This is a genomic window from Nocardiopsis sp. CA-288880 (assembly GCF_050955985.1).
Lineage (GTDB): Bacteria > Actinomycetota > Actinomycetes > Streptosporangiales > Streptosporangiaceae > Nocardiopsis > Nocardiopsis tropica.
In genome coordinates, this window is sequence record NZ_CP192105.1 from 1984307 (window position 1) to 1995984 (window position 11678).

Genomic DNA, 11678 nt, shown 5'->3' on the forward strand with positions numbered 1-11678 from the left:
CCACCGTGAGCGTCACCGCACCCCTCGGGTTCCGCGCCGCCGGAGTCGCCTCCGGAGTGAGGGCGGACGGAGCCCGCGACGTCGCCGTCGTCATCAACGACGGCCCCTCCCGCGCCGCGGGAGCCGTCCTCACCGGCTCGGCCGACCCGGCGGCCCCGGTCCTGTGGACCCGCCAGGTCGTCTCCGGCGGACGCGTGCGCGCCGCCGCCCTCAACTCGGGCGGGGCCAACGCGGGCACGGGCCCCCCGGGGTTCCAGGACGCCCACGCCCTGGCCGAGCACACCGCGAACCTGCTCGGCGACTCCGCCGCCGAGATCGTCCTGTGCTCGGCCGGGCCCGTCGGCGCCCGCCTCCCGCTGGACGCCGTGCGGACGGGCCTCACCGCCGCCGTGGCCGAGGCCGGCCGGAGCGGCGGGCTGCACGCCGCCGACGCCGTGCGCACCACCGACACCGTCGTCAAGATCGCCTTCAGGCGTGCCGACGGCCACACCGTCGGCGCCATGGCCAAGGGCCCCGACGCCTCCCTCTCCACCGGGCTGTACGTCCTGACGACCGACGCCGACATCACCGGTGAGCAGTGCGGACGCCTGCTCGCCGACGCCGCGGGCAAGGCCCTCGGCCCGCTGACCGCCACCAACGACACGGTGCTGCTCATGGCCAGCGGCGCCAGCGGCACCACTCCCGACGAGGACACCCTCGCCGCACTGCTCACCGAGGTGCTCGCAGAGCTGGCCGCCCAGGTCGGCGCCGACACCCCCGACACCGACGAGAACCCGACATGATCGCGCGCTCAGCACATCCGACAGCGGACCAGGCCCAGGCCATCGACAAGGCGTCCCACCTCATCGAGGCCCTGCCCTGGCTCTCCCGCTTCCACGGCCGCACGGTCGTGGTCAAGTACGGCGGCAACGCCATGATCAGCGAGGAGCTGCGGGTCCGCTTCGCCGAGTCCATCGTCTTCCTGTACTACGCGGGCCTGCGCCCCGTCGTGGTCCACGGCGGCGGCCCCCAGATCAGCGCACAGCTGGCCCGGGCCGGGGTCGAGTCCACCTTCACCGCCGGCCTGCGCGTCACCACCGACGAGGCCATGGACATCGTCCGCATGGTCCTCACCGGCCAGGTCAACCGCGAGATCGTGGGACTCGTCAACCAGCACGGACCCTTCGCCGTGGGCATGTCGGGGGAGGACGCCAACCTCCTCGTCGCCGAGCGCAAGAGCGTCGAGGTGGACGGGGAGGCGGTCGACATCGGCCGCGTCGGCGAGATCACCGAGGTCCACCCCGGGGCCGTCGCGGCGCTCATCGCCGACGGCCGCATCCCCGTGGTCTCCAGCGTCGCCCGCGCGGACGACGGCGGCGTCTACAACGTCAACGCCGACACCGCCGCGTCCGCCCTCGCGGTCGCTCTCGGCGCCAGCAAGCTCATCGTGCTCACCGACGTCGAGGGCCTGTTCGCCGACTTCCCGGCCAACACCGAGCTGATCAGCAGGCTCGCGGTCGAGGAGCTCAGGGAGCTGCTGCCCTCCCTCTCGTCGGGGATGCTCCCCAAGATGGAGGCCTGCCTGCACGCCGTCGAGGGCGGCGTCCCCCAGGCCCACATCATCGACGGCCGCGTGCCCCACTCCCTTCTCCTGGAGGTCTTCACCGACCAGGGCGTCGGCACCATGGTCGCCGACGAGAGGCTGGAGGCCGGGCTCACCGGAAACGGACACGTCCCGCGCCCGGGACACGCCGCCGACACCGCGACCACCACCGCCGTCACGAACGCAGGAGGCGCACAGTGACCAGCAGTTCCACCCTGCGCGAGCGCTTCGCCGCCTCGCTCATGCCCAACTACGGCGTCCCGCCCGTGGTCCTCACCCTCGGCCGCGGCTGCGAGGTCTACGACGCCGACGGGCGCCAGTACCTCGACCTCATCGCCGGGATCGCCGTGTCCAGCCTCGGACACGGCCACCCCGCCATGGTCAAGGCGGTCGCGCACCAGGCCGCGACCCTCGCCCACACCAGCAACCTGTTCGTCCACGAGCGGGAGGTCGAACTCGCCGAGCGCCTCGTGGGGCTGCTCGGAGGCGACGCCAAGGTCTTCTTCGCCAACTCCGGCACCGAGGCCAACGAGGCCGCCCTCAAGCTGGTCAAGCGCGCGGCCGGCCCCGGACGCCACTACTTCGTCGCCGCGTCCCACGGGTTCCACGGACGCACCTCCGGCTCCCTCGCCCTCACCGGCAAGGACTCCATCCGCGAGCCCTTCGGGCCGTTCGGCATGGACGTGCGCTTCGTCCCCCACGGGGACCTGGACGCGCTCCGCGACGCCGTCGACGAGTCCTGCGTCGCCGTGTTCACCGAGCCCACCCAGGGCGAGGCCGGGGTCGTCCCCGCGCCCGAGGGCTACCTCGCCGGCGTCCGCGAGATCTGCGACGCCACGGGCGCCGCCTTCGTCCTGGACGAGATCCAGAGCGGCATCGGCCGCACCGGCGCGTGGTTCGCCCACCAGGCCGAGGACGTGCGGCCCGACGTGCTCACCCTCGCCAAGGGGCTGGGCGGCGGACTGCCCATCGGCGCCTGCGTCGGCTTCGGCGACTACGCCGACGCCTTCCACAAGGGCGACCACGGCTCCACCTTCGGCGGGAACCCCGTCGCCTGCGCCGCCGCCCTCGCCGTCATCGACACCATCGAGAACGAGGGGCTGCTGGCCCACACCGCCGTCATGGGCGACCTGCTCGCCGAGCAGCTCGACGGCATCGACCACCCCCTGCTCGCCGGACAGCGGGGCAGCGGGCTGTGGCGGGCACTGGAGCTGTCCGGCCCGCACGCCGCGCACGTCCAGGAGCAGGCCGCCGTCCGCGGGTTCCTCGTGAACGCGGTGGCCCCCGACGCGGTGCGGATCGCCCCGCCCCTGGTCATCACCCCCGAACAGATCGGCGTGTTCATCGAGGCACTGCCGACCGTCCTGGACGCGGCGGAGGCCGCGGCGACGAAGGAGCAGCAGTGACCCGCCACTTCCTGCGCGACGACGACCTGACCCCGGACGAGCAGGCCAGGGTCCTCGACCTCGCCGACGACATGAAGAAGGACCGCTTCGGCCACCGGCCGCTCGCCGGCCCGCGCACCGTCGCCCTGATCTTCGACAAGCCGTCCACACGGACCCGCCTGTCCTTCAGCGTCGGCGTCGCCGACCTCGGCGGCAGCCCGCTCGTCCTGGACTCCGGCAGCACCCAGATGGGCCGCGGCGAACCCCTGGAGGACACCGCCCGGGTCTTGGAGCGCCAGGTCGCCGCCGTCGTCTGGCGCACCTTCGCCCAGAAGGACCTGGAGACCCTGGCGGCCCACATCTCCGTCCCGGTGGTCAACTCGCTCACCGACGAGTTCCACCCCTGCCAGATCCTCGCCGACCTCCAGACGATCCGCGAGCACAAGGGGAGCCTGGCCGGGCTCACCCTCGCCTACCTCGGCGACGGCGCCAACAACATGGCCCACTCCTACCTGCTGGGCGGCGCGACCGCCGGACTCCACGTCCGCGTCGGCGCCCCCGACGGCTACCGTCCCGACCCCGGGGTGCTCGCCCGCGCCGCCCGGATCGCGGAGCGGACCGGGGGGTCGGTCGCGGTCACGACCGACCCCCGGGAGGCCGCGGACGGCGCCGACGTCCTGGCCACCGACACCTGGGTCTCCATGGGACAGGAGGACGAGGCGGGCGACCGCGAGGCGCCCTTCCGCCCCTACATCGTCGACACCGCTCTGCTGTCCGCCGCCGCACCCGAGGCGATCGTCCTGCACTGCCTGCCGGCCTACCGGGGCAAGGAGATCTCGGCCGAGGTCATCGACGGCCCCCGCAGCGTCGTGTGGGACGAGGCCGAGAACCGCCGCCACGCCCAGAAGGCGCTCCTCGCCTTCCTGCTCGAATCCAGTGACGCGCCCGGCCCCGAACCGCGATGACGGGGGAGAGCGGCGGCAGCGCGCCGATGACCAAGGCGGCCAGGCACGCGCGGATCACCGACGTCCTCACCCGGGAGGACGTCCGGTCGCAGGGCGAGCTGGCCCGGCGCCTCGCCGAGGCCGGGGTCCAGGTCACCCAGGCCACGCTGTCCAGGGACCTGGACGAGCTGGGCGCGGTCAAGCTCCGCACCGCCGCGGGCCACCTGGCGTACGTGCTCCCCGGCGAGGGGGGCGAGCGCCTCCAGCGCACCCGCCCCGACAGCCTCGACCTCGAACAGGTCTCCGGCGCGCGGCTCACCCGCCTGGCCGAGGACCTGCTGGTCTCGGCGGAGGCCTCCGCCAACATGGTGATCGTCCGCACCCCGCCCGGTGCGGCGCAGTACCTGGCGTCGGCCATCGACCACACCGACTTCCACGCCATCCTGGGCACCATCGCGGGGGACGACACCATCATGGTGATCTCCCGCGACCCCCAGGGGGGCGAGGAGCTGGCCGCCGCCCTCCTGCGGCTGGCGGACCGCAGACCGTAGCCGCGACCGCGCGGACGGGACCGCGCGTCCCGGCAGGAGACACCCCGGCGGTGCGGAGCCCCGGCCCCGCACCCCGCCCACACACGTCAAGGAGACCACCATGGCCGACCAGCCCGAGGCGCTGCGCCTGTGGGGAGGCCGCTTCGAGGGCGGCCCCGACCAGGCCCTGGCACGGCTGTCGCTGAGCACCCACTTCGACTGGCGGCTCGCCCGCCACGACATCGCCGGCTCGCGTGCCCACGCCCGGGCCCTGCACCGCGCGGGCCTGCTCGACGAGGACGAGCTGGACCGCATGATCGCCGGCCTGGACAGGTTGGAGGCCGACGTGGCCTCCGGGGAGTTCACGCCCGTCCTGGAGGACGAGGACGTGCACACCGCCCTGGAGCGCGGCTTCATCGAGCGGGTCGGCGCCGAGCTCGGGGGCCGACTGCGGGCCGGGCGCTCCCGCAACGACCAGATCGCCACCCTCGTGCGCATGTACCTGCGCGAGGAGGCCCGCGAGATCGCCGACCAGCTGCTGGACCTGGTCCAGGCCCTGGCCGACCAGGCCGGCGCCCACCCCGGCGCGGCCATGCCCGGCCGCACCCACCTCCAGCACGCCCAGCCGGTCCTGCTCGCCCACCACCTGATGGCCCACGCCTGGCCGCTGCTGCGCGACATCGAGCGGCTGCGCGACTGGGACCGCCGCGCCGCGGTGTCCCCCTACGGCTCCGGCGCGCTCGCGGGCTCGTCCCTGGGCCTGGACCCGCGCGCCGTCGCCGAGGAGCTGGGGTTCCCCGACTCGGTGGAGAACTCGATCGACGGCACCGCCGCCCGCGACGTCGTCGCCGAGTTCGCCTTCGTCACCGCGATGATCGGCGTCGACCTGTCCCGGCTCTCGGAGGAGGTCATCCTGTGGGCGACGAAGGAGTTCTCCTTCGTCACGCTGGACGACGCCTTCTCCACCGGCTCGTCGATCATGCCGCAGAAGAAGAACCCCGACGTCGCCGAGCTCGCGCGCGGCAAGGCGGGCCGTCTCGTCGGCGACCTCACCGGCCTGCTGACCACCCTCAAGGGCCTGCCGCTCGCCTACAACCGGGACCTCCAGGAGGACAAGGAGCCGGTGTTCGACGCGGTCGACACCCTCCACCTGCTGCTTCCCGCGATGACGGGCATGGTCGCCACCCTGACCTTCCACACCGACCGGATGGCCGAGCTGGCGCCGCAGGGCTTCTCCCTGGCCACCGACATCGCGGAGTGGCTGGTGCGAGAGCGGGTGCCGTTCCGCGAGGCGCACGAGATCGCGGGCACCTGCGTGCGGGTGTGCGAGGAGCGCGGCATCGACCTGCCCGACCTGGCGGACGAGGACTTCGCCGCGATCTCCGCGCACCTCACTCCGGCGGTGCGCGAGGTCCTCACCGTCAGCGGATCGCTGGCTTCCCGATCGGGGCGCGGCGGAACCGCCCCGATCCGGGTCGCCGAGCAGCTGGAGAAGCTGCGCTCCGGCGTCGAGGAGCACCGCAAGGCCTTCCGGCCCTAGCCTTCCCGGGCCCCGGCGGGCGCGCACCCCCCGGGGTGCGCGCCCGCGCGCGTTCTCGGCCCCCGGTGCCCCGGGGCGGCGGCCCCTCCCCACCCGGTGCGTGCCCGTGCGCGCTCGCGCGTCCCCGTTCCACGACCGCCTCCGCGATCCCTCCCACCGCGGGATATCCATTTCGGCATTCCCCCCGCGCCCGCCGTCCGGGTGCTGTAGCGTCCTGAGTCTGCGGGCACCATGCGTGGTCCCCCCTGCGCGCAACGTGACCGACCCCCGAATGACGCGGCCCTGGGCACGCCTCGGGGGACGCGGCGCAGCCACACCCGACCGGTGCCCGCGACCAGTCCGTGGGAGGAACGCAATGGGGCAGTCGGGAGGCGCCGGCCGCGGTATCAGGGCGCAGATCAACAAGATCGTGCTGATCCCCAGCATCACCTTCCTGGTGTTGTTCGTGGTGCTCAGCACCGCCACACTCGCCCAGGCCGTCTCCCTCAGAGCCGCGGTCGGCGAGGGACGCGCCGGGATCCAGCTGGCCGCGGCCCTGGGCCTCCTCCAGCAGGAGCGCCGCCTGACCGCGGAGTACATCGCGGCGCCCGGGGCCGACACGCGGGCGGCCCTCGTCGAGGAGGCCGAGCTGACCGACGAGGCCCTCGAAGGGGTCCGGGACCTGCGCGACACCCTCGGGGACCTGGACGACCCGGCGACCGAGTCGCTCACCGCGGACTTCTTCGACTCGCTGACGCGCGTCCAGGACCTGCGCGCCGACACCCTCGCCGCCCCCGGGCGGGCCGAAAGCACCGTCGGCGCCTACACCGGGGCCATCGAGCAGGGCATCCGCCTCTACGCCGGGACGGCGCGCGCCCTCGACAACGGACCGGCCTCCTCGGAGGCCTCGGCCGCCACCGACCTGATGTGGGCCCAGGAGAGCTTCAGCCACGCCGACGCCCTCGTCAGCTCCGTCATCGCCCGCGGGGACCTCGACCGCGACCAGCAGACCCGGGTCGCCGAGCTCACCGCCGACGCCCGCCACCGCGTCGAGACCGTCCACCCGGGCGCCGCGCCCGACGACCGCGAACCGCCGGCCCTGGCGACCCTGGCCGGGAGCGGCGCGTGGCAGGACGCCCTCGGCATCGCCGACACCCTCGCCCTCCACGAGGCGCCCGTCAGCGTCGACCCCCTCACCGCGGAGGTGGTCCGCGATCCCGGGCCCCCCCCGGGGCTCGAGGACTGGCGCCAGGTCGCGGACCAGGTCAACGCGGACCTGGCCGGCATCACCGCAGCCCGGACGGCCTCCGTCGTCACGGCCACCGAGGACGCCAGCACCTGGATGCTCACGCTCGCCCTCGGCGGAGGCATCACCTCCCTGTTCGCGGGCACCGTCGCCTACGGGGTGGCCGCCCGCTCGGCGGGCCGCCTCACCCACCGGCTCGCCAAGCTGCGGGCCGACACCCTCGGCTCCGCCCGCAGCGACCTGCCCCGCATCGTGCGCCGCCTGGAGGCGGGCGACCAGGTCGACATCGACACCGAGCTGAAGCAGCTGGACCACGGCGACGACGAGGTCGGCCAGGTCGCCGACGCCTTCAACATCGCCCAGCGCACCGCCGTCGGCGCGGCCGTCAAGCAGGCCGACATCCGCGCGGGGGTCAACCGGGTCTTCCTCGGCATCGCCCACCGCCACCAGTCACTGCTCCAACGCCAGATCCAGCTGCTGGACCGGGTCGAGCGCGAGGAGGAGGACCCCGACCTGCTGGAGAGCCTCTTCCAGCTCGACCACCTGGCGACCCGGGGCCGCCGCCACGCCGAGAACCTCATCATCCTGGGCGGGGCCCAGCCCGGACGGCGCTGGCGCCACCCCGTCCCGCTCATCGACATCCTGCGGGGCGCCATATCCGAGACCGACGAGTACGCCAGGGTCAGGCTGACGTCCGTGCCGGACCTGGCGCTCGCGGGCGCCGCCGTCGCCGACGTCATCCACATGCTCGCCGAGCTCGTGGAGAACGCCACCGCCTACTCGCCGCCGCACACCGAGGTCACCATCGCCACCGAGTCGGTGCCCAAGGGCGTGGCCATCGAGATCGAGGACCGGGGACTCGGCATGCCCGAGGACGTCCTGAACACGTCCAACAGGACACTCAGCGAAGCACCCGAGTTCGACGTGATGGCCCCGGGCGCGGACTCGCGCCTGGGCCTGTTCGTCGTCGCGCGCCTCGCCGTCAAGCACGACATCAAGGCCCAGCTGCGCCCCTCGCCCTACGGGGGGACCAGGGCCGTGGTGCTCATCCCGGGGACGCTGGTCGCCGCCTCCTCCGCCGCTCCGGAGCGGCCCCCGGTCGCCGCGCGCCAGGCGGCCCGGGAGCGTCGCCGGCAGGAGGAGGCGGAGACGGACTCCGACCTGCTCGACACCGGCTACGCGCCCCGCCGGGCCAGGCCCGTCCTGCGTCCGGTCCCCCCGCACCGGGACGGGGACGGCGACACCGACGGGCAGGGGGCGCGGAACCCGGCGCCCCTGCGCCGGGTCCCCGAGCCCGTGGACGGCCCGGACCCGTCCGGCCCCGCGGCGGTGCGGCCCGCGACCGCCGCCGACCCGGTCCCGGGAGGAGGCCTCGTGGGCGCCGGGCCCGAGCGGGAGGGGCTCCCCAGGCGCAGGCGCCAGGCCAGTCTCGCGCCCCAGCTCAGACAGGAGACCGAACCGGAGCGGGAGACCCCGGATGCCCCAGGCCCCACACAGAGGAGCCCCGAACAGGCGCGCCGGATGATGGACGCCTTCAGCGCCGGGACCCGGCGAGGACGGGAGGCGGACGTCGATGCCGACGGCCGCGAACACGACAGTGACGGTCAGGTCGGCGGCAGAGCCGACGATCACACGGGAGAGAGCGACTGAGATGGTGGGCAAGAGCAACGCCGCGGACAACCTGGACTGGCTCCTCGACGACCTGGTCGACCGCGTCGTCGGCGCCGAGCACGCGATCGTGCTGTCCGCCGACGGGCTGCTGCTCGGACGCTCGCGGGGGTTGGCCTCTGACGACGCCGAGCACCTGTCGGCGCTGGCATCGGCCTTCCAGAGCCTGGCACGGGGCACGGGACGGCACTTCGGCGGCGGCGACGTGCGTCAGACAGTGGTCGAGATGGAGCACTCCTACCTCTTCGTCACCGCCGCGGGGGCGGGCGCGTGCCTGGCGGTACTGGCCAGGGAGGACGCCGATGTGGGCCTGGTGGCCTACGAGATGAACCTGCGGATCAAGAGGGTGGGACAGTTCCTCACCGCCGCGCCGCGCAGGCCGGGGCGGCTCAGCTTCATGGGAGGTACCGGTTCGTGAACACCTCCGAGGAACAGCGCGGGACGGGGTGGACCGGTCCCGCCCCCGGCAGGCCGACGACCGGTCCGTTCCCCCGGCGACCCGCGCCGTCGTGGAACCGGGGGAGGGGGCACCCGACATCGGAGGGGCCCTCGGCGGGCGTCGGAGACGCCCCCGCGGGCTCCCTGGTGCGCCCCTACACCATGACCAGGGGCCGCACCCGGCCGCCCACGGGGCCGCGACTGGACATGATCACCATCGTGGTGGCCGCCCGGGACCGGGAGGAGCGGGCCCTGGAACCGGAGTACCAGGCGATCATGCGTCTGTGCCGCAGACCCATATCGCTGGCGGAGATCTCCGCCAGGCTCGACATCCCCCTGACGGTGGTGAGGGTGCTCCTGGGGGACCTCGTCGCCGCCGGCGACGTGCGCACCCGCGCGTCCGCGCCGGTCACACGGCTTCCCGAGAAGAAAGTACTTCAGGCGGTACTCGATGGCATCCGCAGACTCTGAGAACCGGCCGCCGGAGGCGATCCCGCAGGCCGTCAAGATCATCGTCGCCGGGGGTTTCGGCGCGGGGAAGACCACCCTGGTCTCCTCCGTCAGCGAGATCACCCCGCTCAGTACCGAGGAGGTGATGACCGAGGCCAGCTACGGGGTGGACGACCTCGGCGGGGTGGAGGAGAAGACCACCACCACGGTCGCGCTGGACTTCGGCCGGATCACGATCAACCCCGACATCGTCCTGTACCTGTTCGGCGCCCCCGGCCAGGACCGGTTCTGGTTCATGTGGGACGAACTGGCGGAGGGGGCGCTGGGGGCGATCGTCCTGGCCGACACCCGCCGCCTGCACACCTGCTTCCACGCGGTGGACTTCTTCGAGCGCAGGGGCGTGCCCTTCGTGGTGGCGGTGAACCGCTTCGACGCGTCCGCCGACTACTGCCAGGAAGAGGTCCGCGAGGCGCTGGACATCTCCGGGGAGGTGCCGATCGTCATGGCCGACGCGCGTGACCGGGAATCCTGCAAGGAGGTGCTGGTGGAGCTGGTCACCCACGTGATCCAGGGCCGAAGCCCCGCCATGAGCGGCTGATCCGGGCGAGGCGTCCCCCCGGCCCCCCACCTGGGGGACGCCTCGGTATACGTTCAGGAGACACGCCCGTGAATATGGTGTTGAACGCTACAATGTCGCGTCCGACGACCACTCTTCCGACTGGGCACCCCAATCCGCCTCTCATCTGAATCCTGGTATGCGAAACTCTGACCGACTTCCCCCACGCGAACTGCCCAAGCGGCGTTCCGGCCGCCACCGCAACCCGCTGTCCTTCGACAACTGGTTCGGCACTCCCGCGCTGATCATGGCGGTCCCGGGCACGGCCGAACAGGCCAGGGGCGCCGACGGCGAGTCGATCGGTGCCCGGATGGCAGACCTCGTGCGCGCCTACCGCCCCGAGGTGACCATCCGCTACGGGCACGTCGAGGGCGACGAACAGACCCTGGCCGAGGCGCTCGCCGACCTCGGCCCCTCGGACGAAAGGCCCCTGGGCGGCGTCGTCGTCCCCCTGGTGACCGCTCCGCACCGGAGGGTCTCGGCCGCGATCGAGGACGCGGCCGTCCGGACCGGCGCCGACGTGCGCGTCACCGAGGGGCTCGGGCCGCACCCGATGCTCGCCGAGGTGCTGCACCTGCGCCTGGCCGAGGCCGGATACGTCCGGGCCGACCGCATGAGGCTGATCAGCGTGGTCGCCCGCAACACCACCATGGCGGACGGCGTCGTGGTGGGCGCCGTCGGGGGCGAGGGCGCCGTCGGGGCCGCGGGGGTGACCGCGGTCCTGCTCGCCGCCCGGCTGGGCCTGACCGTGCTGCCCGCGGACCTGGAGAACGAGGCCTCGGTGGAGCAGATCGTCGGCCAGCTGCGCCAGGGAGGCTGCCGGCGCCCGGTGATCGCCCCCAGCGCGCTCGGCCCCGAGCTGTCCGTCGAGAAGATGGAGGCGATCGCGGCCCGCTTCGGCGCCCGGCTCGGCGCGTCGCTCGGCGCGGACAGCCTCCTCGGCAAGATCGCCGCCCTGCGCTACGCCGAGGTCCTCAACTCGCTGGGAGTGGAGCAGCCGCCGACGGCGGAGGAACTGCCCGCCCCCGTGGGCTCTCGGCACCGCCCGGAGTCCTGAGGGGCGCGACACGCCGTGCCCCCGCGGGCACCGGAGAGGGTCGCGAAGGGGTCGCCCGTTGTCACGGGCGGCCCCTTCGCCGTTCCCACCTGCGGGTTCGTCGGCCCCGGGTGGCTGGGCTAGCACAGCCGCCGGGATGTCGCGCCGGAGAAAAGGCAACTGCTAGTGATCATTTGACAGCATACGGCAACGATTTTTCGATAGCCTCGGCAGGGCCGAAAGCCGCCGAGGCGCCCTCCCGGG

11 protein-coding genes are annotated in these 11678 nt (G+C 73.7%); all 11 read left to right on the forward strand.

Annotated features, from left to right (window positions below):
- Positions 1 to 5: 5 nt before the first annotated feature.
- The 11 genes from ACQPYD_RS08690 to ACQPYD_RS08740 all read left to right on the forward strand — a co-directional run bounded on the left by ACQPYD_RS08690 (position 6) and on the right by ACQPYD_RS08740 (position 11435).
- On the forward strand, positions 6 to 782 hold the full coding sequence (locus ACQPYD_RS08690; protein WP_433700505.1) for a bifunctional ornithine acetyltransferase/N-acetylglutamate synthase: 777 nt from the start codon (positions 6 to 8) through the stop codon (positions 780 to 782).
- Positions 779 to 1783 (forward strand): acetylglutamate kinase, encoded by a 1005-nt coding sequence (argB, locus tag ACQPYD_RS08695; RefSeq protein WP_433700506.1) that lies wholly within the window; start codon positions 779 to 781, stop codon positions 1781 to 1783. The genes ACQPYD_RS08690 and argB overlap by 4 nt, the downstream gene beginning before the upstream one ends.
- The gene (locus ACQPYD_RS08700; protein ID WP_433700507.1) at positions 1780 to 2988 is read left to right on the forward strand and encodes an acetylornithine transaminase; all 1209 of its coding nucleotides are present in this window, start codon (positions 1780 to 1782) and stop codon (positions 2986 to 2988) included. The genes argB and ACQPYD_RS08700 overlap by 4 nt, the downstream gene beginning before the upstream one ends.
- Positions 2985 to 3932 (forward strand): ornithine carbamoyltransferase, encoded by a 948-nt coding sequence (argF, locus tag ACQPYD_RS08705; RefSeq protein WP_433700508.1) that lies wholly within the window; start codon positions 2985 to 2987, stop codon positions 3930 to 3932. The genes ACQPYD_RS08700 and argF overlap by 4 nt, the downstream gene beginning before the upstream one ends.
- Complete coding sequence (locus ACQPYD_RS08710) at positions 3929 to 4462, forward strand: arginine repressor (protein ID WP_330157761.1); 534 nt, start codon at positions 3929 to 3931, stop codon at positions 4460 to 4462. The genes argF and ACQPYD_RS08710 overlap by 4 nt, the downstream gene beginning before the upstream one ends.
- A gap of 100 nt (positions 4463 to 4562) precedes the next feature.
- Positions 4563 to 5981, forward strand: coding sequence for an argininosuccinate lyase (gene argH / locus ACQPYD_RS08715; RefSeq protein ID WP_433700509.1), 1419 nt, complete (start codon positions 4563 to 4565; stop codon positions 5979 to 5981).
- A 355-nt stretch (positions 5982 to 6336) separates the two neighbouring features.
- Positions 6337 to 8856 carry a nitrate- and nitrite sensing domain-containing protein gene (locus tag ACQPYD_RS08720; protein WP_433700510.1) on the forward strand — a complete coding sequence of 840 codons (2520 nt, stop codon included), beginning with the start codon at positions 6337 to 6339 and terminating at the stop codon, positions 8854 to 8856.
- Position 8857: 1 nt separating this feature from the next.
- Positions 8858 to 9292, forward strand: a complete 435-nt coding sequence (locus ACQPYD_RS08725; protein WP_267948948.1) for a roadblock/LC7 domain-containing protein — start codon at positions 8858 to 8860, stop codon at positions 9290 to 9292.
- A complete protein-coding gene (locus ACQPYD_RS08730; protein ID WP_267948949.1) occupies positions 9289 to 9783 on the forward strand; it encodes a DUF742 domain-containing protein in 495 nt (164 codons plus the stop codon). Before ACQPYD_RS08725 ends, ACQPYD_RS08730 begins: the two co-directional genes overlap by 4 nt.
- Positions 9764 to 10360 (forward strand): GTP-binding protein, encoded by a 597-nt coding sequence (locus tag ACQPYD_RS08735; protein WP_433700511.1) that lies wholly within the window; start codon positions 9764 to 9766, stop codon positions 10358 to 10360. The genes ACQPYD_RS08730 and ACQPYD_RS08735 overlap by 20 nt, the downstream gene beginning before the upstream one ends.
- A gap of 157 nt (positions 10361 to 10517) precedes the next feature.
- Positions 10518 to 11435: a sirohydrochlorin chelatase gene (locus tag ACQPYD_RS08740; protein ID WP_433700512.1), complete on the forward strand. Its 918-nt coding sequence runs from the start codon at positions 10518 to 10520 to the stop codon at positions 11433 to 11435.
- The last annotated feature ends 243 nt before the right edge of the window (positions 11436 to 11678 follow it).